Source organism: Caballeronia sp. GAWG1-5s-s (assembly GCF_023631445.1).
GTDB lineage: Bacteria > Pseudomonadota > Gammaproteobacteria > Burkholderiales > Burkholderiaceae > Caballeronia.
The window spans coordinates 309,931-330,578 of record NZ_JALQDC010000001.1; the positions used below are offsets into that span (position 1 = coordinate 309,931).

At 65.0% G+C, this 20,648-nt stretch carries 18 protein-coding genes and 1 pseudogene; 13 read left to right on the top strand and 6 right to left on the bottom strand.

Going from position 1 to position 20,648, the window contains the following annotated elements; translation table 11 throughout:
• The first annotated feature begins 19 nt into the window (after nt 1–19).
• From motB to NCR34_RS01535, 12 genes are all read left to right on the top strand, one after another.
• Nucleotides 20–1,009: a flagellar motor protein MotB gene (gene motB, locus NCR34_RS01480; RefSeq protein ID WP_248320937.1), complete on the top strand. Its 990-nt coding sequence runs from the start codon at nt 20–22 to the stop codon at nt 1,007–1,009.
• A 100-nt stretch (nt 1,010–1,109) separates the two neighbouring features.
• Nucleotides 1,110–1,487, top strand: coding sequence for a response regulator (locus NCR34_RS01485; protein WP_175939044.1), 378 nt, complete (start codon nt 1,110–1,112; stop codon nt 1,485–1,487).
• 55 nt (nt 1,488–1,542) lie between these two features.
• On the top strand, nt 1,543–3,822 hold the full coding sequence (gene cheA / locus NCR34_RS01490; protein ID WP_248320939.1) for a chemotaxis protein CheA: 2,280 nt from the start codon (nt 1,543–1,545) through the stop codon (nt 3,820–3,822).
• 26 nt (nt 3,823–3,848) lie between these two features.
• The gene (gene cheW / locus NCR34_RS01495) at nt 3,849–4,367 is read left to right on the top strand and encodes a chemotaxis protein CheW (RefSeq protein ID WP_175939048.1); all 519 of its coding nucleotides are present in this window, start codon (nt 3,849–3,851) and stop codon (nt 4,365–4,367) included.
• Nucleotides 4,368–4,418: 51 nt separating this feature from the next.
• On the top strand, nt 4,419–6,269 hold the full coding sequence (locus tag NCR34_RS01500) for a methyl-accepting chemotaxis protein (RefSeq protein ID WP_248320941.1): 1,851 nt from the start codon (nt 4,419–4,421) through the stop codon (nt 6,267–6,269).
• A 111-nt stretch (nt 6,270–6,380) separates the two neighbouring features.
• Nucleotides 6,381–7,310, top strand: a complete 930-nt coding sequence (locus NCR34_RS01505; RefSeq protein ID WP_175939052.1) for a CheR family methyltransferase — start codon at nt 6,381–6,383, stop codon at nt 7,308–7,310.
• Nucleotides 7,307–8,065, top strand: coding sequence for a chemoreceptor glutamine deamidase CheD (cheD, locus tag NCR34_RS01510; protein WP_248320943.1), 759 nt, complete (start codon nt 7,307–7,309; stop codon nt 8,063–8,065). The genes NCR34_RS01505 and cheD overlap by 4 nt, the downstream gene beginning before the upstream one ends.
• A gap of 2 nt (nt 8,066–8,067) precedes the next feature.
• Nucleotides 8,068–9,189 carry a protein-glutamate methylesterase/protein-glutamine glutaminase gene (locus tag NCR34_RS01515; RefSeq protein WP_248320945.1) on the top strand — a complete coding sequence of 374 codons (1,122 nt, stop codon included), beginning with the start codon at nt 8,068–8,070 and terminating at the stop codon, nt 9,187–9,189.
• A gap of 57 nt (nt 9,190–9,246) precedes the next feature.
• Nucleotides 9,247–9,642: a chemotaxis response regulator CheY gene (gene cheY, locus NCR34_RS01520; RefSeq protein ID WP_159837744.1), complete on the top strand. Its 396-nt coding sequence runs from the start codon at nt 9,247–9,249 to the stop codon at nt 9,640–9,642.
• 2 nt (nt 9,643–9,644) lie between these two features.
• The gene (cheZ, locus tag NCR34_RS01525; protein WP_175939057.1) at nt 9,645–10,349 is read left to right on the top strand and encodes a protein phosphatase CheZ; all 705 of its coding nucleotides are present in this window, start codon (nt 9,645–9,647) and stop codon (nt 10,347–10,349) included.
• A gap of 341 nt (nt 10,350–10,690) precedes the next feature.
• A complete protein-coding gene (locus NCR34_RS01530; protein WP_248320947.1) occupies nt 10,691–11,212 on the top strand; it encodes a DUF2844 domain-containing protein in 522 nt (173 codons plus the stop codon).
• 19 nt (nt 11,213–11,231) lie between these two features.
• A complete protein-coding gene (locus NCR34_RS01535; protein ID WP_248320949.1) occupies nt 11,232–12,518 on the top strand; it encodes a DUF3443 domain-containing protein in 1,287 nt (428 codons plus the stop codon).
• Between the two features lie 52 nt (nt 12,519–12,570).
• Here NCR34_RS01535 and NCR34_RS01540 read toward each other — a convergent pair whose 3' ends face one another.
• The 4 genes from NCR34_RS01540 to argS form a co-directional block, all read right to left on the bottom strand.
• Nucleotides 12,571–13,353 carry an SDR family oxidoreductase gene (locus NCR34_RS01540; RefSeq protein ID WP_248320951.1) on the bottom strand — a complete coding sequence of 261 codons (783 nt, stop codon included), beginning with the start codon at nt 13,351–13,353 and terminating at the stop codon, nt 12,571–12,573.
• A 15-nt stretch (nt 13,354–13,368) separates the two neighbouring features.
• A complete protein-coding gene (locus NCR34_RS01545) occupies nt 13,369–14,016 on the bottom strand; it encodes a thiol:disulfide interchange protein DsbA/DsbL (protein ID WP_248320952.1) in 648 nt (215 codons plus the stop codon).
• Between the two features lie 146 nt (nt 14,017–14,162).
• Nucleotides 14,163–14,930, bottom strand: a complete 768-nt coding sequence (locus NCR34_RS01550; RefSeq protein WP_250498907.1) for an SPOR domain-containing protein — start codon at nt 14,928–14,930, stop codon at nt 14,163–14,165.
• A gap of 152 nt (nt 14,931–15,082) precedes the next feature.
• Nucleotides 15,083–16,867, bottom strand: coding sequence for an arginine--tRNA ligase (gene argS, locus NCR34_RS01555; RefSeq protein WP_250498908.1), 1,785 nt, complete (start codon nt 16,865–16,867; stop codon nt 15,083–15,085).
• Between the two features lie 246 nt (nt 16,868–17,113).
• On the opposite strand from argS, the gene NCR34_RS01560 reads away from it, so the two are divergent.
• Nucleotides 17,114–17,440, top strand: a complete 327-nt coding sequence (locus NCR34_RS01560; RefSeq protein WP_250471076.1) for a DUF1840 domain-containing protein — start codon at nt 17,114–17,116, stop codon at nt 17,438–17,440.
• Nucleotides 17,441–17,546: 106 nt separating this feature from the next.
• On the opposite strand, the gene NCR34_RS01565 is transcribed toward NCR34_RS01560, so the two are convergent.
• Together NCR34_RS01565 and metH are read right to left on the bottom strand one after the other, a co-directional pair.
• On the bottom strand, nt 17,547–17,735 hold the full coding sequence (locus NCR34_RS01565) for a hypothetical protein (protein ID WP_175939072.1): 189 nt from the start codon (nt 17,733–17,735) through the stop codon (nt 17,547–17,549).
• A 166-nt stretch (nt 17,736–17,901) separates the two neighbouring features.
• Nucleotides 17,902–20,631: pseudogene (gene metH / locus NCR34_RS01570) on the bottom strand (methionine synthase); the annotation flags it as partial.
• Between the last annotated feature and the right edge of the window lie 17 nt (nt 20,632–20,648).

The window sequence follows — 20,648 nt, forward strand, 5'->3', positions numbered from 1 at the left end:
CCCCGACCGGAGCCCTGCGATGAGCAGCGAAAAAGACCGTCCCATCTTCATCAAGCGCATCGTCGCGGGCCGCAAGGGCCACCACGGCGGCGCGTGGAAGCTGGCGTACGCGGACTTCATGACCGCGATGATGGCGTTCTTCCTGCTGATGTGGCTACTCTCGTCGACCTCGCCCGTGCAGCGGCGCGGCATCGCGGAGTACTTCAACATGCCGCTCAAGGCGGCGATGGTCGGCGGCAAGAGCGTCGGCATGGACAACAGCATCATCACCGGCGGCGGGCGCGACATTTCGAGCAACGATCCGGGCGATGCCCGCAGTTCGGACGGCAAGACGCAATTCGCGCAAAGCCCGACCGCGAAAGCGGACGAAGAACTGCTGAAAGCCGCGCAAGGCGAACTGGAACGGCGCGAGCAGGCCCGTCTTCACGACCTCCAGGTCAAGCTGATGGCCGCGCTCGAAGCCAATCCGACGCTGCACCAGTTCAAGCAGCAGATCCGCATCCAGTCGACGCAGCAGGGCCTGCGCATCGAAATCGTCGATACCCAGAAGCGCCCGATGTTCGCGCTCTCCAGCAACAGCGTGCAGCCGTACATGCGCGACATCCTGCGCGAAATCGGCCGGACGTTGAACGACGTGCCGAACCGCATCGTCGTGCAGGGCCACACCGACGCCGTGAAGTACGCGGGCGGCGAAAAGGGCTACAGCAACTGGGAACTGTCGGCGGACCGCGCGAACGCGTCGCGGCGCGAGCTGGTCGCGGGCGGCATGGACGAAGCGAAGGTGCTGCGCGTGCTCGGCCTCGCGTCCACGCAAAACCTGAACAAGCAAGACCCGCTCGATCCCGAGAACCGGCGCATCAGCATCATCGTGCTGAATCACCGCGCGGAAGCGTCGATGCTGCGCGACGACGGCGGCGCGGCCGCGACGCTGGATAACGCTTCGGACGCCTTCGCGCCCGGCGCGACGCCGCTTCTCGGCCGGATCGTGCCGGGCGTGGCGCGGAAATAAGCGTGCTGCGAGCAAATCTGCATAAAAAACGCTCAAGACTCCACACGTTTGCGCCGTCATCCGGACAAGAGGCAGCGAGGCGCAGACCCAAAGGCGACACATGATCAAGAACATTCTGGCAATCGACGATTCCGCAGCCATGCGGCAGATCCTCTCTGCCACGCTGACGACGGCGGGCTACGAGGTGACGGTGGCGTCCGACGGCAACGAAGGGCTCGAATGGGCGCTCGCCGAGCGTTTCGATCTCGTGCTCACGGATCAGCACATGCCGCAAAAGAGCGGCCTCGACCTGATTGCGGAGCTGCGCGCCAACCACGCCTACCGCGCCACGCCGATCCTCGTGCTGACCACGGAAGACGGCGAGCCGTTCAAGGAAGCGGCGCGCGCGGCGGGAGCGACGGGCTGGATCGAAAAACCGCTCGATCCGGACCTGTTGACCGAAGTGGTCGCCGCGCTCTCCGAAGACACGCAGCACTGAAGCGAACAGATACAGCCAAGACAACTCGCGCGCACGCGCCGACGGTGAATCAAGCATGACACTCGACATTACCCAGTTCTATCAAACCTTCTTCGACGAAGCCGATGAACTGCTCGCGCAGATGGAGCAACTGCTGCTCGTCCTCGATATCGCGAATCCGGATCCCGAGGATCTCGCGGCGATCTTTCGCGCGGCGCATTCGATCAAGGGCGGCGCAGCCACGTTCGGCTTCACCGCGCTCACCGAAACGACGCACATCCTCGAATCGCTGCTGGATCGCGCGCGCAACAACGAGCTCGTGCTTCGCCGCGACATGATCGACACGTTCCTCGCGACCAAGGACGTGCTCTCGGACCAGCTCGCCGCGTATCGCGCGAGCGCCGAGCCGGATGCGGCCGCCGCCGCCGCGATCTGCGCGAAGCTGGAACGCCTGAAGAACGAAGACGCCGCGCCGCAGAGCGCGCCTGTCGTCGAAGAGCCGGTCACGCCGGCTGTCATCGGCGAAGTGGACGTCGCGCCGGCCTATGAAGGCCCGAACGCGCCGCCTTCGCACGTGATCGCGCAGGCCGCCGAAGCCATCGAGGACGACGGCAACTGGGACGGCGCGTTCGAAGTCACGGACGGCGCAACGAATGCAACCCATGCAACGAATGCGGGAACCGCGGCCGGCACGCCGGCGGCGGAAGCAGGACCCCACCTGAAAATTACGCTACGGGGGGTGGGCGAGAAGGACCTGGCGACCTTGACCGAGGAGCTGGGGAACCTGGGCAGTATCGTCGGAGAGAAGAAGACCGACGCCGAACTCGTGCTTTGGCTCGATTCGGACGTCTCGTCCGACGACATCGTGGCCGTGTGCTGCTTCGTGATCGACGAATCGCAAATCACGATCGGCCGCGGCGACGCGCATCACATTGCGCCGTCGGCAGCGTCCGAGCCGGCGCAAGCCAAGCAACACACGCTACAGGCAGAGCCGCCCGTATCGCAGGCGCAGGAAGCGCCCGCATCCGCGGCGCAGCACAAAGAAGAAGCGGCGAAGGCGGCGGCGAATGCGGAAACGCAAGCTGCTGCCGCCCTCCCGTCACGCGAAGCACAACCGAAGGCCGCCACCGGCGACGCCGAGAAGAAAGCGCGCCCGGCCGCAGCGGCATCCGCGGAAGGCAGCTCCATTCGCGTCGGCGTGGAGAAGGTCGATCAGCTCATCAACCTGGTCGGCGAACTGGTCATCACGCAGGCGATGCTCGCCGAAACCACGAGCACGTTCGACCCTGCATTGCACGACCGTCTTTTCAACGGCATGGCGCAGCTCGAGCGCAACGCGCGCGACCTGCAAGAGGCCGTCATGTCCATCCGCATGATGCCGATGGATTACGTATTCAGCCGCTTCCCGCGCCTCGTCCGCGATATCGCGGGCAAGCTCGGCAAGGAAGTGGAACTCGTCACATTCGGTCAGGCGACCGAACTGGACAAGAGCCTGATCGAGCGCATCATCGATCCGCTCACGCACCTCGTGCGCAATTCGCTCGATCACGGCATCGAGACCGTGGAAGCGCGCCGCGCGGCGGGCAAGCCCGCCACCGGCCAGCTCGTGCTGTCGGCGGCGCATCACGGCGGCAACATCGTGATCGAAGTGAGCGACGACGGCGCGGGCCTGCGCCGCGACAAGATTCTCGCGAAGGCGCAGAAGCAGGGCATGCAGGTTTCCGACTCCATGACCGACGAGGAAGTCTGGCAACTCATCTTCATGCCGGGCTTCTCGACCGCCGAGCAGGTGACGGACATTTCCGGCCGCGGCGTCGGCATGGACGTGGTGAAGCGCAACATCCAGTCGATGGGCGGCCACGTCGAAATCATGTCGCGCCAGGGCGCGGGCACGACCACGAAGATCGTGCTGCCGCTCACGCTCGCGATTCTCGACGGCATGTCGGTGAAGGTCGGCAACGAAATCTTCATTCTGCCGCTCAACTTCGTGATGGAGTCGCTGCAACCGGTCGCCGATGACATCTACACGGTCGCCAACGGCGAGCGCGTGGTGCGCGTGCGCGGCGAATATCTGCCGCTGATCGCGCTGCATCAGGTGTTCTCGGTCGAAGGCGCGCGCACGGAGCCGACGCAGGGCATCGTCACGATCCTGCAAACGGAAGGACGGCGCATGGCCATGCTGATCGACGAACTCGTCGGCCAGCAGCAAGTGGTCGTGAAGAACCTCGAAACGAATTATCGCAAGGTGCACGGCATCTCGGCGGCGACCATTCTCGGCGACGGCAGCGTCGCGCTGATCGTCGACGTGGCCGCGCTCAACCGCGAATCACGCGCGCAACACTCGCACACCCATTAACACATCGACCGAACCTGGGGTTTCTCATGGCAGACATCCAATCGATTCAAAACGCAACACTGTCGCGCCGCGATGCGCAGCACGCCGAAGCCGCCGGACAAGAGTTCCTCGTCTTCACGCTCGGCGCCGAAGAGTACGGCATCGACATCCTGAAAGTGCAGGAAATTCGCGGCTACGACAGCGTCACGCGCATCGCGAACGCGCCCGCGTTCATCAAGGGCGTGATCAATCTGCGCGGCATCATCGTGCCGATCGTGGACATGCGCATCAAGTTCAATCTCGGCCGCGTCGAGTATGACAACCAGACGGTCGTCATCATCCTGAACGTCGCGCATCGCGTGGTCGGCATGGTGGTGGACGGCGTGTCGGACGTGCTCACGCTGACGCAAGACCAGGTCATGCCCGCGCCCGAATTCGGCGCGACGCTCACCTCCGAATATCTCACGGGCCTCGGCACGGTCGAAGGCCGCATGCTGATTCTGATGGATATCGAAAAGCTCATGACCAGCCGCGAGATGGAGTTGATCGACTCCGTCGCCGCTTAAACAGGCGCGCGGAAGCATCCCGCGCGCGTCGCGAGCCAAGGAAAGGAAGCCATGTTCAAGAAGTTGTCCATTCGCACGACGCTCACGCTCGTCGGTCTGTTGTTCGTCGGTTGCGCGGCCGTCATCGGCGCGCTGTCGCTCGTCGGCCTCAATTCCGCGAGCGCCTCGCTCGACTCGCTCGCCAAAGAAGACATGGTGGCGATGCGCGCGCTCGCGGACACGTCGTCGTATCTGCTGCGCTCGCGCATCACGCTCGACCGCGTGCGCTCGCTCACCGAAGCGGGCAGCGCCGACGAAGCGAAGAAGGCGATGGAGCGCGGCCAGTTCCTGCTCGACAAGAGCTACGAGAACTGGAAGCTCTATCTCGACACGAAGAAGCCGATGCTGCCGCAAGCGACGCTCGACACGCTCGTCGCGCAGCATGACACGCTGATGAAGACCGGCGTCGAGCCGGAGTTCGCCGCGATGCGCGCGAACGACATGGCCGCGTACCACGCCATTGCCGATACCAAGATCAGCCCGATGTTCGTCGCGTTCGATCAGGCGGTGACGGCGGCGGTCGCGTTCCAGCAGAAGCACGCGGAAGAGTCGCGGGCGAACGCGGCGTCGCAGAACGCGACGCTCAGCATGGTCATCGGCGGATTGCTCGCGCTCTCCGGTCTGCTGCTTTTCGCCACGCGTTTCGCGCTGCGCAGCCTGATCGTGCAGCCGATCAACGACGCGGTGGAACACTTCGAGCGCATCTCGCGCGGCGATCTCACGAAGTCGGCGCACACGGACAGCACGAACGAGATCGGCCGTCTTTTCTCGGGCATCGAGCGCATGCGCACGAACCTGACCGCGATGGTCGGCGCGGTGCATCGCGGCGCGGAATCCATCGATGTCGGCGCGCATGAAATCGCGAGCGGCAACACGGATCTGTCGCAGCGCACCGAAGAACAGGCGGCGTCGCTGCAAGAGACGGCCTCCAGCATGGAGCAGCTCACGAGCACGGTGAAGCAGAACGCGGACAACGCGCGTCAGGCGAGCCAGCTCGCGGTGAACGCGTCGGATATCGCGTCGCGCGGCGGCGAGGTGGTCGAGCAGGTCGTCGATACGATGAACGCCATTGCGTCCAGCTCGGGCAAGGTGGTGGACATCATCGGCGTGATCGAAGGCATCGCGTTCCAGACCAACATTCTCGCGTTGAACGCGGCCGTGGAAGCGGCGCGGGCGGGCGAAGAAGGGCGCGGCTTCGCGGTCGTGGCGGGCGAAGTGCGCTCGCTCGCGCAGCGCAGCGCGGCGGCGGCAAAGGAAATCAAGGCGCTGATCGGCGATTCGACCGAGAAAGTGCAGAGCGGCTCGCAACTCGTCACGCGCGCCGGCGAAACCATGGGCGAGATCGTGCAGGCGGTGCGCCGCGTGACCGACATCATGGGCGAGATCAGCGCGGCGTCGGAGGAGCAGTCCGACGGCATCGAGCAGGTGAATCGCGCCGTGACGCAGATGGACAGCGTGACGCAGCAAAACGCGGCGCTCGTCGAGCAGGCGGCGTCGGCGGCTGCCACGCTCGAAGAGCAGACGCGGCAGTTGAAGGAGATCGTCGGGCAATGGCGCATCGCGGGAACCGTGCCGGCGTCGGCGAAGCCGAGCGCGGCGGTCGCGGCTGCGCGCCTGGCGCCCGCCGTGGCGAAGGCGACGCGCGTCGAGCCGACGTCGCGTGCATCGTCCGCGAGCGCAGCGAAAGTTGCTGAGCAGCCTAACGTCGCGCCGGAATCGGCCGTTATCAAGGATAAGGCCCGCGATGCAGCGAAGCCGGCGAGCGCAGCGAAAGCCGCGCCCCGCGTGAGCGCACCGGCGGCGGCACCCGCCCCGCGCGCGAAGGCCACGACCGCCGACGACGGCGACTGGGAAACGTTCTAAGCGCATCGGCCGGCACCGGTCGAGCGCGCGGATTCGGAAACAACCCGGCGCACGACCGGCGCAGAAGCGGAAAGCAAGCAGGCAGGCGCACATAGAGCAAGAGGCACCAGAATGGCAACGCGTAATGCAACCAACGCACGCGTCGAACTGGCCGGCGGCATACGCGGTCCGGAAGTCGAGCGCGATTTCGAATTCACCGTGGCGGACTTCGCCCGGATTCGCGAGCTGATTCATCGCCGCGCGGGAATCTCGCTGTCCGACCACAAGCGCGACATGGCCTACAGCCGGCTCGCCCGACGCCTGCGCGCCTGCGGCATGGACACGTTCAAGCAGTACCTCGACCGTCTCGAAGCCAACGACGACAACGCCGAGTGGGAAGCCTTCGTCAACGCGCTGACCACCAACCTGACGGCGTTTTTCCGCGAGTCGCATCACTTCCCGCTGCTCGCGGACTTCGTGAAGCGCCGCCAGCAGCCGGTGTCGGTGTGGTGCTCGGCGGCATCGACGGGCGAGGAGCCGTATTCGATCGCGATGACGCTCGTCGAGGCGCTCGGCGAGCAGGCCGCGCGGCACTGCACGGTGTTCGCGAGCGACATCGACAGCCAGGTGCTCGCCAAGGCGGACGCGGGCGTGTATTCGCTCGATCAGGTGAAGGCGATGCCGGTGGAACGCCTGAAGCGGTTCTTCCTGAAGGGCACCGGCTCGCACGCGGGCTTCGTCAAGGTGCGCCCGGAGTTGCGCTCGCTGGTGAGCTTCGGCCGCGTGAATCTGACGGACGCGCGCTACGACGTGAAAGGCCCGTTCGACGCGATCTTCTGCCGCAACGTGATGATCTACTTCGACAAGCCGACGCAAAGCCAGGTGCTCTCGCGCTTCGAGCCTCTGATGAAGCCGGGCGGCCTGTTGTTCGCCGGTCATTCGGAGAACTTCACGTATGTGTCGCAGGCGTTCCGGCTGCGCGGCCAGACGGTCTACGAACTGACGCGCGACACGAAAGCGGCGGCCGCGCCGAAGCGCGTGCTGGCGGGAGAGCCGGCATGAGCGGGCTGCCGATCGCGTCGAATCTGTATTTCGACAACCATTTCAAGAAGCCCGGCGTGAAGCTGCTGCCGAACGAGTTCTACATGACGAGCGAAGACATGGTGCTCGTGACGGTGCTCGGATCGTGCGTGGCGGCGTGCATCAACGATCGCACGGCGGGCATCGGCGGGATGAATCACTTCATGCTGCCCGATGACGGCTCGGATCCGTCGCACGCGTCGTCGGACTCGATGCGCTACGGCGCGTATGCGATGGAAGTGCTCATCAACGAGCTCATCAAGCGTGGCGGACGCCGCGAGCGGTTCGAGGCGAAGGTGTTCGGCGGCGGCGCGGTGCTGGCCGGCATGACGACCATCAACATCGGCGATCGCAACTCGGAGTTCGTGCGGCGCTATCTCGCGCTGGAGAAGATTCGCATCGTCGCCGAGGACTTGCAGGGCATGCATCCGCGCAAGGTCGCGTTCATGCCGCGCACGGGACAGGTGATGGTCAAGAAGCTGAAGACGCAGCATGACCCGGTCGTCGTCGAGCGCGAGCAGGCGCTCGTGCAGCGCACGCCCGAAGAGCGCGCGGAACGGCTCGCAAGGGCGCGCGCGCGCGTGGAACTGTTCGGCGTGGAGCGCGCGACACCTGCGGCGCCCGCGACGAAGCCGCGCGTCGAACTGTTCGGCGCGTCGGGAACGGCGGCCGCCGCGCGGGCGATCAACGGAATCGCGCGGACGTCGCGCATCGCGAAGGCCGCGGAGGAGGCGTGAGCATGTTGAATGCATCGAATGGCGGCAAGGAAGCCGCGCCGAAGATCAAAGTTTTGTGCGTCGACGACTCGGCGCTCGTGCGCAGCCTGATGACCGAGATCATCAACTCGCAGCCCGACATGCACGTGTGCGCGACCGCGCCCGATCCGCTCGTCGCGCGCGAGCTGATCAAGCTGCATAACCCGGACGTGCTGACGCTGGATGTCGAAATGCCGCGCATGGACGGACTCGACTTCCTCGAAAAGCTGATGCGCCTTCGGCCGATGCCGGTCGTGATGGTGTCGTCGCTGACCGAGCGCGGCAACGAAATCACGCTGCGCGCGCTGGAACTGGGCGCGGTGGACTTCGTGACCAAGCCGAAGGTCGGCATCCGCGACGGCATGCTGGATTACGCCGAGAAGCTCGCCGACAAGGTTCGCGCCGCTTCCCGCGCGCGCGTGCGGCAGATCGTGCATGCGGCGAGCGCGCCGAGCGCGCCGGGCCACGCTGGCGCGAAGCCCGCGCCGCTCATCAACAACCCGCTCGTGTCGACGGAAAAGCTCGTGATCGTCGGCGCGTCGACGGGCGGCACGGAAGCGATCCGCGAAGTGCTCGTGCCGCTGCCGCCCGACGCGCCCGCGGTGCTGATCGCGCAGCACATGCCGCCGGGCTTCACGAAGTCGTTCGCGCAGCGCCTGAACGGGCTGTGCCGCATCACGGTGAAGGAAGCGGAGCACGGCGAGCGCGTATTGCCGGGTCACGCGTATATCGCGCCGGGCCACGCGCACCTCGTGCTCGCGCGCAGCGGGGCGAACTACGTCGCGCATCTGTCGGATGCGCCGCCGGTGAACCGGCATCGTCCTTCGGTGGACGTGCTGTTCCGCTCGGCCGCGCAACACGCGGGCAAGAACGCGATCGGCGTGATTCTGACCGGCATGGGCCGCGACGGCGCGGCGGGACTGCTCGACATGCAGCAGGCGGGCGCCTACACGCTCGCGCAGGACGAAGCGAGTTGCGTGGTGTTCGGCATGCCGCGCGAAGCAATTGCAATGGGCGGCGCAAGCGAGATCGCGCCGCTTTCTGAAATGAGCCGGCGCGTGATGGCGCGGCTGGCATCGATGGGCGAACGCGTGCAGCGCGTCTGATTTAACTGAATTGAATTACGCGGTGTCACGCCGCACTGAGAACACACGGGAGCAATGATGGACAAGAACATGAAGATCCTCGTCGTCGACGATTTTCCGACGATGCGCCGTATCGTGCGCAATCTGCTGAAGGAGCTCGGCTATTCGAACGTCGACGAAGCAGAAGACGGCGCGGCGGGCCTCGCGCGTCTGCGCGGCGGCGGCTTCGACTTCGTGATTTCCGACTGGAACATGCCGAACCTCGACGGCCTGTCGATGCTGCAGCAGATCCGCGCCGACGCGACGCTGTCGCATCTGCCGGTGCTGATGGTGACGGCGGAATCGAAGAAAGAGAACATTATCGCGGCGGCGCAAGCGGGCGCGAATGGTTACGTGGTGAAGCCTTTCACGGCCGCCACGCTCGACGAGAAGCTCACCAAGATTCTCGAGAAGATGGCTAAAGCCGGGAGCTGATCGTGAACGATCTGACCACTGAACTCGCCGCCGTGGCAGCGGAGGCCGATAACGATTTTTCGAGCGACCGCATTCTCGCGCGCATCGGCCAATTGACGCGCACGCTGCGCGACTCCATGCGCGAACTAGGTCTCGACAAGCAGGTCGAAGCCGCGGCGCAAGCCGTGCCCGACGCGCGCGACCGCCTGAAGTACGTCGCGACGATGACCGAGCAGGCGGCCGACCGCGCGCTCAACGCGATCGAGCTCGCCAAGCCGATGCAGGAAGCGATGCAGCGCGAAGCGCAGGCGCTTGACGAGCGTTGGGCGCAATGGTACGGCGCGCCGCTCGCGCAGGGCGAAGCCGGCGAGTTGCTCGCGCAGACGCGCAGCTTCCTGCAAAGCGTGCCCGAGAAGACGCAGGCGACCAACGCGCAACTGCTGGAAATCATGCTCGCGCAGGATTTCCAGGATCTGACCGGCCAGGTGATCAAGAAGATCACGGACGTCGTGTATCTGATCGAGCAGCAATTGCTGGGCGTGTTGCTCGAGAACATCGCGCCCGAGCGGCGCGAGCAGTTCGCGGCGTCGGCGGCGGCGTTGATGTCGTCATCGACGGGCAGTCCGGAAAATCTTCTCAACGGACCGCAGATCAACCCGGAAGGGCGCAGCGACGTCGTGCAGGATCAGTCGCAAGTGGACGATCTGCTCGCGAGCCTCGGCTTCTAAGCCTTCCAGCTTCCTGACGCCAAGCGCAAAAAACGCGGAACGCCTCCTCGGATGCGTTCCGCGTTTGCCTTTGCGTTTGCGTTTGCCTTTGCGCCGGATTTCAGCCTCGATGCCTGCTTTTAGCAAAGCATCTATCGACCGGGAACTTCTGCCCGACTTACTGTTCGATTCATCCGTCCCCAACGGCGCGTCGCATGCGCGTGACGCGGCCGTTTTTCGGGATTTGGCATACTGATGGCTATAGCATCCGTACGATGCTTGAATCCGCAGGGGTTCGCGGCTCCGTAAAACGGCGCGCGGGCCCGCCAGGCAACCATCCACAGGAATCGACAGGAGGCCCAGTGAAGGTACCGAAGCAACCCCGTCATGGGCATCTCAGGCTATCGTTGGCCTTTCTTGCAGGCGCGTTGAGCGTCTGCGCGGCCGCACCGGCGCACGCGGCGCTCGGCGGCGCGCCGTTGAACGCGCCGCAAGGCGCCACCGCCGGCAACGCGGTCGTGCATGCCGCGACGGCGGCATCGGGCGCGTCCGGCGCATCGGCGGCATCGAACTACACCGTCCGCTCGACGACGCTCGCGAGCGGCACCGTCATCAACGAATACGTGTCGTCCGACGGCACCGTGTTCGGCGTCGCGTGGCGCGGGCCGCGCGTGCCGGACCTCGCGACCTTGCTCGGCAGCTATTTCCCGCAGTACCAGCAAGCCATGCTCGCGCAGCGCGCCGCGCGCGGCGGACGCGGTCAGGTGAGCGTGCAGGATTCGGGTCTCGTCGTGCATTCGGGCGGTCACATGGGCGCTTTCTCGGGCAGCGCGTACCTGCCGCAGTCTTTGCCCGCCGGCGTTTCCGCCAGCGACATCCAGTAAGCGACGGGAGAATCCGATAATGTTCACAACGACACCCGGCCTCGGCGCGGCATCTTCCCGGCGCGCCGGCAACGCGGCGCGCTGGCTCGGCGCGCTGTTTCTCGCGCTCACGCTCGCCGCATGCGGCGGCGGCAGCGACAACAATTCCGGCTCCGGCGGCGGCTCGTCCGGCGGCGGCAGTTCAGGCGGCGGGTCGTCAAGCACGGCCAACGCCCAGCCTATCACCCCGAACGGCACGAACGCGGTGCCCATCACGGTGAACGGCGGCGTCGCGAACTTCGTCAACATTCCGAATGTCTCGGTGACGGTCTGCGCGCCCGGCACGAACACCTGCCAGACCATCGACAACATTCAGATCGACACGGCTTCCTTCGGCCTGCGCATTCTGAGTTCGGCGGCTCAGTCGGTCATCGGCGCGCTGCCGGGCGCGAAGGCGCTCAACGGCGGACAACTCGCCGAGTGCGCCGGTTTCGCGGACGGCTATACGTGGGGCACCGTGCGGCAGGCGGACGTGCGCATCGGCTCGGAAGTGGCGAGCGCACTGCCGGTGCAGATCATCGGCGACCTGGACCCGTCGGCGGCGCCCACCGGCATGAACGGATGCCCGTCGGGCAACGACGAGAACACCGCCGGCGAGATCGGCGCGAACGGCATTCTCGGCATCGGCACGCTGGCGCAGGATTGCGGCAGCAATTGCGCGACGACCCCGCTGAACGGCATGTACTTCTCGTGCACCAACGGCACGAACTGCACGGGCACGGCAGTTCCGGTCGCGCAGCAAGTGGCGAATCCCGTGCAGCGGTTCCCGGTGGACAACAACGGCGTGATCGTTCAGTTGCCGCCGGTTCCCGTCACGGGCGCGGCGAGCGCGAGCGGCACGCTGATATTCGGCATCGGCACGCAGAGCAACAACACGCTCACGGGCGTCACGCATCTCGGCACCGACGCGTACGGCGATCTCAGCGGCACGTACAAGGGCACGAGTTACCAGACGTTCTTCGACACGGGATCGAACGGCAACTTCTTCCAGGACAACTTCCCGCTGTGTTCGAGCACGAGCGTGTTCTATTGCCCGACGTCGCAGCAGTCGCTCACCGCGACCGTCTCCGGCACCGACGGCAATACGGCGACGGTGCCGTTCAGCCTCGTGAGCGCGCGCACGCTGACATCGGGCACCGGAAAGTTCGCGTTCAACAGCCTGGGTGGCCAGCTGGGTATGAGCGGCCTGTTCGACTTCGGCGTGCCGTTCTTCTACGGGCGCCACGTGTACGTCGGCTACGGCAGCGCGCCGTTCGTGGCCTTCTGACGCACGACGCATGGCAAAAAAAATCCGGCCCGCGCGGCCGGATTTTTTTCGCCTATCGCTCGGAGGGCGCGGGGCGAGGCTTGCGCGGCGCGCGCTCGAAGAGCGGATCGTAGAGCCAGCGCGGCATCGCATGCAGCAGCATGCCGACGACGCGCATCTGCCACGGAAACGTCGCGTAGCGCACTTTGCGCGCGATGGCATCGGCGGTTTTCGCGGCGAAGCGGTCGGCATCCATCAGAAACGGCATGCGATACGGATTGTGCGCGGTCATCTCCGAGCGCACGTAGCCGGGCGCGATGGTCACGACCGAGACGCCCTGCGGCCGCATCTCCACGCGCAGCGCTTCCAGATACTTCGCCGCCGCCGATTTCGACGCGCTGTACGCGCCTGAGCCCGGCAGCCCGCGCACGCCCGCGACGCTCGCAATGCCGACCAGCGTGCCGCGCCGCGCGGCCGTCATCGACGCGATGAACGGCTCGAACGTCGCGACCATGCCGAAGTAATTCACGTCCATCACGGCGCGGAACGTGTCGAGTTCGCCGTGGCCCGTGAGCGCGCCCTGACTGATGCCCGCGTTGGCGATCACGATATCGGCCGCGCCGTGCTCCGCGATGAACCGGCGCGCGGCATCGGCGAGCGCGTCGGGATTGCGGACATCGGCGGGATAAATGGAAATGGACGCCTTGGGATGGCGCGCGGCGAATGCCGCAAGAGACTCGGCGCGTCGGGCGACGAGGCCGAGCACGGCCCCGCGCTTCACGTATTCTTCGGCCAGTGCCTGGCCAATGCCACTCGACGCGCCGGTGATGAAGACCTTCAACGGAACTGCGTTCATACCGGCGTCAGGCGATTACATCTTTTTGTCGCGCACTTGCTGGACGAGGAAGTCCATCACCTGCGTCGTGCCGGGCAGACTGTTCGTCTGCGCCGGGCCGGTCACGTACTTGCCCTGCACCACGACCGTCGGCACGCCGTCGATCTTGTAGTCCTGAAGCAGCTTGGCGTCGCGCTGGACGTCGCTCTGCGTCGAGAACGAGTTGTACGCGTCCATGTACTTCTTCTTGTCGATGCCTTGCGTGGCGAGGAAGTCGGCCTGCGCCTGCGGCGTCAGCAGATAGTTCTTCTTCACGTGGATTTCGTTGAACACCACGGGCGTGAGCTTTTCCGCGACGCCGAGCGCGACCAGCGCGTGATACATCTTCGAATGCGGGATGAAGTCGTCGCGGAACGCCACCGGCACGCGCTTGAACACGACGTCCGGGCCTTGCTTCTTCTCCCACGCCTCGATGTACGGCTCGAATTCGTTGCAGTGCGGGCAGCCGTACCAGAAGAACTCGATGACCTCGACCTTGCCCGCCGGCGCGCCGATGGGCTGCGGCGCCTGCATCACCGTGTAATCCTTGCCAGCAGCAGGAGCGGCCGATGCCGTGCCCGCGACGCTGAACGAGGCGGCGGCAATGCCGAGGGAAAGGGCGAAGGCGCTAAAGAGTTTTTTCATGGTCGAAGAAAGTGCAAAGGTGCGACGTGAAGGCTGACATGGCGGATGCGTCGCGGTTCTCAAGTGGGACATACGACGCTTAAGCCTGACTTAAGGCGCGCCGCGCTCATAACCGGTCGAGCACGCGGGCGCCGTCCTGCACGGCGTTATTGCTTCGAGAAACGAATGACCGCCGTATCGACGCCTGCGTCGGACAGACGCTGACGCGCCGTGTTCATGTCCTCGAACTTGGCGAACGGACCGATACGCACGCGATAGTACGTCACACCGCCTGCATCGCGCTGCGTGACCTTCGATTCGAAGCCCTGAAAGCCCAGACGCGCGCGCTGCTGCTCGGCATCGGCCTGCGTCTTGTACGCGCCGACTTGCAGGAAATAGCCGGTGTTCACGTCGCCGGGCGCGGGCGGCGTGGTCTTGGCCGTGGCGGGCGGCGCGGAACCGTTCTTCGGCGGCGTCGCGGCGGTGGTCGAACTGGTCGAACCGGTCGATCCCGGCGCGGCTTCAGGCTTCTTCGCGATAGTCGGGCTCGCGGTGCGCGGCGCGGACGCCGTGCCGCCGCTCGGCGGGACTTCGACGATCTGCGGCTCGTCCAGCACGCCCGACGACTGCGTCTGATTCGTGCTCTGGCCGGGCGCCGTGTTCGGCGGCGTGGGCTGCGCGGCTTGCGGCACCGCTTGTCCCGGCGACTTGCCTTGCAGCGGGCGATTCGGGTCGTACGGCTGCGCGGCGGGCGCGGAAGACGACTCCGCTGGCGGCGCGACCTTCGCGACGAATGGCGTGGGCGCACGCGTGATGTACAGCGCGACGATCACGGCGATCGCGAGTCCGACGATCAGACCGAGCACGATGCCGAGAAAGGTTCCCCCCGTTTGCTTCGACTGCGATTGCTTCGACGTGCGGCTTGGTTTTGCCATCGTATGAATCACCTGCAAAAAGTCTTCGAGTTGGCCGACGATTATAGCCGCCGCGTAACGCGCGCCCGCGCCAGGCTGCCGTCCGCGCACGCCGAAAGATTCACAAAGCTACAGGCGCGCGCGACGAAGAGCTCACGACGCTGCGCCGCCGATCACATCTTCTGCGGAGCCGACACGCCGATGGTCGCGAGACCGTTTTCGAGCACCTGACGCGTGGCCGCCAAGAGCGCGATGCGCGCCGTACGCTCTTTCTCGTCGTCCACGAGCACGCGCTCCGCATTGTAGAACGAGTGAAATTCGCCAGCGAGGTCGCGCAGATAGAACGCGACCGCGTGCGGCGCGAGTTCGTCGGCGGCGTGCGCGAGCATGTCCGGGAACTCGGCGAGCTTGTTGAGCAACGCCATCGCGCGCGGGCTCGACAGCGGTTCGAGATCCGCCTTCGCCGCTTGCGCGAGGTCGCCGCCGTAGCGTTCCTTCCAGTCGCTGAGAATGGTGCAGATGCGCGCGTGCGCGTACTGCACGTAGTAGACCGGGTTCTCGTCGTTCTGCTTGAGCGCGAGGTCGATGTCGAACACGAATTCCGTGTCGGCCTTGCGCGAGATCAGGAAGAAGCGCACGGCGTCGCGGCCGCGGCGAATCATCGCTTCGTCGAGCTGATCGGGCGCGGCTTCGCTGCCCGGCGTCATGCCGCCCGACCATTCGATCAGATCGCGCACCGTCACGTAGCTGCCGGCGCGCTTCGAAATTTTCACTTCCTGGCCGTCGCGCATGACCGTGACCATCTTGTGCAGCACGTAGTCGGGATAGCCCTTCGGAATGCCGATGCCGAGCCCTTGCAGCCCGGCCCGCACGCGCGCGATGGTGCCGTGATGGTCCGAGCCCTGCACGTTGATGACCTTGGTGTATCCGCGCTGCCACTTGGTGACGTGATACGCCACATCCGGCACGAAGTAGGTGTACGTGCCGTCGGACTTCTTCATCACGCGGTCTTTGTCGTCGCCGTCGTCGGTGGTGCGCAGCCACAGCGCGCCGTCCTGCTCGTAGGTCTTGCCGGCGTCGATCAGCGCCTTCACCGTCTCTTCGACGCGCCCTTCCTTGTATAGCGACGACTCCAGATAGAACTGGTCGAACTTCACGCCGAACGCGGTCAGGTCCATGTCCTGTTCGTGGCGCAGATACGCGACCGCGAAGTGACGGATGGCTTCGAGGTCGTCCACGTCGCCCTTACCTTTGACCGGCTCGCCGTCTTTGGCCGCCACCGTTGCGCCTGCCATGTAGTCACGCGCGATGTCGGCGATGTACTCGCCGTTGTATGCGGCTTCCGGCCACTCGGCGTCGCCCGGCTTGAAGCCGCGGGCGCGCGCTTGCGTCGAGATGGCGAGATTGCCGATCTGCACGCCTGCGTCGTTGTAGTAGAACTCGCGATGCACCGCGTAGCCTTGCGTCGCGAGCAGGTTCGAGAGCGCGTCGCCGAGCGCAGCCTGACGGCCGTGGCCGACGTGCAGCGGACCGGTGGGATTCGCCGACACGAATTCGACGAGCACGCGCTTGCCCGCATCGCGCGACGAACGGCCGTACGCCGCGCCTTCGCCGAGCACCGCCGGGATCACGTCTTGCTTTGCCTTCGCCGCGAGACGCAAGTTGATAAAGCCGGGACCGGCGACTTCGGCGCTCTCCACAAGCCCCTTCGCGGCCGGATGGCCCAGCACCGCATCGACGATCTGCTGCGCGAGCTGACGCGGGTTCGCGCGCAGCGGCTTGGCGAGCTGCATCGCGACGTTCGATGCCACGTCGCCATGCGCTGCGACCTTCGGCCGTTCGAGCACGATCGCGGGCGCGACGAAAGCGGGTTCCGTTGCGCCTTGCGTGGCTTGCGCGACCTCTTTGACCGCGTCGGAGAGGAGCGTTTCCAGGGTTTCTTTGTGTGCGGGCAGCATGCTGAATGTGATCCAGTGAAGCGAATGCGCAGTGGCACGCGACAGGTGCGGGCGACGCGAAGCGCCGATTGACGCGGCTGATGAGCCGTTCGCCACGGCCTGCCTTCAAGGCGGGCCACAGCTGAAACCGGGATTTTAGCAGGTGCTAAACTGTCTATTCAGGGTGGTTGTTCTGCAAAGATCGGCTTGCCGGCGCGGCTCGCATTCGCCCCGGCTGTCATCCAACAAAAGGAAAAGGACTGTCCCATGCTGATCACATTTAAAACCATGGCTGCACCGGATGTCATGATGCTCGACAACCTCGCCGAGTATCTGCTCGAGATCATCGGCAAGCAGCTGACCGAGCGCGGCGTCATCACGCATGACGAACTGCCTGCCGCCATTCAGAAACTCGAAGCGGCGATCGTCAGCGACAAGAAAGAGCGCGCCGAGCACGACGGCCATTTCCACGAAGGCGAACAAGGCCACGATCCGCACGAGATTCCCATCGGGCTCGCGCAACGGGCGTATCCGTTCCTGGACATGCTGCGTCTCGCGCAGAAAGAGAACAAGGACATTCTCTGGGGCGTCTGAGCGGGCGCGTGAGCGGGCGCATGAGCACCGCGCGGCTCAAATGAAAAACCCCGCATCGGCGACGATGCGGGGTTGTCTTCCTGCTGGCTTACTCGGGCGGCGCCGCTTACTGCGACTGACCGTTGCCCGGAGTCTTCGGCTTTTTGGGCGTCTTCGGCTTCTTCTTGTGTTCGGCCTGCGGCGGCGAGTACGACGATGCCTGCGTGGTGCTGGCCTGCGCGAACGCAGCCGAACTCGACGCTGCGAGCACTGCCGCGGCGATCGCGATGCTTACGGCGGACGTCATCTTCTTCATGCGACTTTCTCCGTGGCTAAAGAGTGCGTGGCCGCCGTCGTGGCGGTTCATCGCAGCGACAAGTCTACGGAATAAAAAAAGTTCCCGCCCATCACGCGGCGCTTTTCTTGCGTATCACGGGCGGCATATGTCTTTGCGCAACGTTCGCCATGCTTGCCGAACGCGATCAGCGCAGCGGCGCGAGCGCGCGTTCCGCATCCGCCGATGAGATCGCCATGCGTTGCGCGAAACTCTGCACCTGATCGTCGCCGATCTTGCCGACCGAGAAGTACTTGCTTTCCGGATGCGCGAGATAGAAACCCGAGACGCTCGCGGCCGGCGTCATGGCAAGTGATTCCGTCAGGCTCATGCCGATTTCCTCCGCCTGAAGCACTTCGAACATATCGCGCTTCACGAGATGATCGGGGCAGGCCGGATAGCCGGGCGCGGGACGGATGCCGCTGTACTTCTCCGCGATGAGGGCTTCATTGTCGAGCGTTTCGTTGGCGGCGTAGCCCCACAATTCGCGGCGCACGCGCGCATGCAGCGCCTCGGCGAAGGCTTCCGCGAAACGGTCGGCGAGCGCCTTGAGCATGATCGCGCTGTAGTCGTCGTGATCGGCGGCGAACTGCTGCTCTTTCTTGTCGACGCCGAGGCCCGCCGTCACCGCGAAGAGACCGATGTAATCGGCCACGCCCGAGTCCTTCGGCGCGATGAAGTCCGCCAGCGAGCGATTCGGCCGCATGACGCCGTCGACCACCGGCCGCACGCTTTGCTGACGCAGGTTGCGCCACGTCATCGCCACTTTCGAGCGCGACTCGTCCGTGTAGATCTCGATGTCGTCGTCATTCACCGTGTTCGCGGGCAAGAGCGTGATGACGCCGTTCGCCGTGAGCCAGCGGCCCTGGATGATGCGCGAGAGCATCGACTTGCCGTCCGAGAACACGCGCCGCGCCGATTCGCCGACGATCTCGTCGTTCAGAATGGCCGGGTACGGTCCCGCGAGATCCCACGTCTGGAAGAACGGGCCCCAGTCGATGTAATTCGCCAGATCCGCGAGGTCGTAGTTCTTGAACACGCGCCGCCCGATGAAGCTCGGCTTCTTCGGCTGATACGCGCTCCAGTCGATCTTCGTCTTGTTGGCGCGCGCCTCGGCGTAGGTCACCATCGGCTGCGCTTTCTTGTTCGCGTGCTGCGTGCGAATGCGTTCGTAGTCGGTCTTCAGTTGGTCGAGGAACTTCGCCGCGCCTTCGTCCGACAAGAGGCTCGATGCGACCGACACCGAACGCGACGCGTCCGCCACGTACACCACCGGGCCATCGTAATTCGGCGCGATCTTCACGGCGGTATGCACGCGCGAAGTCGTCGCGCCGCCGATCAGAAGCGGCGTCTGCTTGCCGCGGAAGTATTCGTCGCGCTGCATTTCGGAGGCCACGTAGGCCATTTCTTCGAGACTCGGCGTGATGAGCCCCGACAGGCCGATGATATCCGCGCCTTCTTCCTTCGCCTTCTGCAGGATGGTCGCACAGGGCACCATCACGCCCATGTTGACCACTTCGAAGTTGTTGCACTGGAGCACCACCGACACGATGTTCTTGCCGATGTCGTGCACATCGCCCTTCACGGTCGCGATGACGATCTTGCCCTTCGAGCGCACGTCCGCGCCGGCATCGGCGAGACGCTTTTTCTCTTCTTCGATGAACGGGATCAGATGCGCGACCGCCTGCTTCATCACGCGCGCCGACTTCACCACTTGCGGCAGAAACATCTTGCCCGCGCCGAAGAGGTCGCCGACGATGTTCATGCCGTCCATCAGCGGCCCTTCGATCACGTTGATCGGCCGGCCGCCCGCCTGTTCGATCTTCGCGCGCACTTCTTCCGTATCTTCGACGATGAAGGTCGTGATGCCGTGCACGAGCGCATGCGAAAGCCGCGCCTCGACCGGCTGATTGCGCCATTCGAGGTTCTCTTCCTTCTTCGCCGCGCCGGTCTTGAACCTGTCGGCGATCTCGAGCAGGCGGTCGGTGGCGTCTTCGCGGCGATTGAGCACGACATCCTCGACGCGCTCACGCAGTTCGGGATCGAGATCGGCGTAGACGCCGAGCTGCCCCGCGTTCACGATGCCCATGTCCATGCCCGCCTGAATGGCGTGATACAGGAACACCGTGTGAATGGCTTCGCGCACCGGATCGTTGCCGCGAAACGAGAACGACACGTTGGACACGCCGCCGCTCACCTTCGCGTACGGCAGGTTTTGCTTGATCCAGCGCGTCGCGTTGATGAAATCGACCGCGTAGTTGTTGTGCTCTTCGATGCCCGTCGCTATAGCGAAGATGTTCGGATCGAAAACGATGTCTTCCGGCGCGAAGCCCACTTCGTTCACAAGGATGTCGTAGGAACGCTTGCAGATTTGCGTCTTGCGTTCGAAGGTATCGGCCTGACCTTGCTCGTCGAACGCCATCACGACGGCCGCCGCGCCGTAGCGGCGAATCAGCTTCGCGTGATGACGGAACGCGTCTTCGCCTTCCTTCAGCGAGATGGAATTGACGATCGCCTTGCCCTGCACGCACTTGAGCCCGGCTTCGATCACTTCGAACTTGGACGAGTCGATCATGATCGGCACGCGGGCGATGTCCGGCTCCGACGCGATCAGATTCAGGAAGCGCACCATGGCCGCTTTCGAATCGAGCATGGCTTCGTCCATGTTCACGTCGATCACCTGCGCGCCGTTTTCGACCTGTTGCCGCGCGACGGCGAGCGCCTCGTCGAACTGGCCGTTCAGGATCATGCGCGCGAACGCCTTCGAGCCCGTCACGTTCGTGCGTTCGCCGACGTTGATGAAGAGCGAGCCTTCGGTGACGTTGAACGGCTCGAGGCCGGAAAGACGCATCGTGTGATCGGTCATGGTCGTTCGCTTCTCTTCTGTTTCTCTTG

What these genes read in the sequence shown, in the direction of transcription:
- motB (WP_248320937.1), top strand. Translation starts at nt 20, where the DNA reads ATGAGCAGCGAAAAAGACCGTCCCATCTTCATCAAGCGCATCGTCGCG.
- NCR34_RS01485 (WP_175939044.1), top strand. Translation starts at nt 1,110, where the DNA reads ATGATCAAGAACATTCTGGCAATCGACGATTCCGCAGCCATGCGGCAG.
- cheA (WP_248320939.1), top strand. Translation starts at nt 1,543, where the DNA reads ATGACACTCGACATTACCCAGTTCTATCAAACCTTCTTCGACGAAGCC.
- cheW (WP_175939048.1), top strand. Translation starts at nt 3,849, where the DNA reads ATGGCAGACATCCAATCGATTCAAAACGCAACACTGTCGCGCCGCGAT.
- NCR34_RS01500 (WP_248320941.1), top strand. Translation starts at nt 4,419, where the DNA reads ATGTTCAAGAAGTTGTCCATTCGCACGACGCTCACGCTCGTCGGTCTG.
- NCR34_RS01505 (WP_175939052.1), top strand. Translation starts at nt 6,381, where the DNA reads ATGGCAACGCGTAATGCAACCAACGCACGCGTCGAACTGGCCGGCGGC.
- cheD (WP_248320943.1), top strand. Translation starts at nt 7,307, where the DNA reads ATGAGCGGGCTGCCGATCGCGTCGAATCTGTATTTCGACAACCATTTC.
- NCR34_RS01515 (WP_248320945.1), top strand. Translation starts at nt 8,068, where the DNA reads ATGTTGAATGCATCGAATGGCGGCAAGGAAGCCGCGCCGAAGATCAAA.
- cheY (WP_159837744.1), top strand. Translation starts at nt 9,247, where the DNA reads ATGGACAAGAACATGAAGATCCTCGTCGTCGACGATTTTCCGACGATG.
- NCR34_RS01535 (WP_248320949.1), top strand. Translation starts at nt 11,232, where the DNA reads ATGTTCACAACGACACCCGGCCTCGGCGCGGCATCTTCCCGGCGCGCC.
- NCR34_RS01540 (WP_248320951.1), bottom strand. Translation starts at nt 13,353, where the DNA reads ATGAACGCAGTTCCGTTGAAGGTCTTCATCACCGGCGCGTCGAGTGGC.
- NCR34_RS01545 (WP_248320952.1), bottom strand. Translation starts at nt 14,016, where the DNA reads ATGAAAAAACTCTTTAGCGCCTTCGCCCTTTCCCTCGGCATTGCCGCC.
- NCR34_RS01550 (WP_250498907.1), bottom strand. Translation starts at nt 14,930, where the DNA reads ATGGCAAAACCAAGCCGCACGTCGAAGCAATCGCAGTCGAAGCAAACG.
- argS (WP_250498908.1), bottom strand. Translation starts at nt 16,867, where the DNA reads ATGCTGCCCGCACACAAAGAAACCCTGGAAACGCTCCTCTCCGACGCG.
- NCR34_RS01560 (WP_250471076.1), top strand. Translation starts at nt 17,114, where the DNA reads ATGCTGATCACATTTAAAACCATGGCTGCACCGGATGTCATGATGCTC.
- NCR34_RS01565 (WP_175939072.1), bottom strand. Translation starts at nt 17,735, where the DNA reads ATGAAGAAGATGACGTCCGCCGTAAGCATCGCGATCGCCGCGGCAGTG.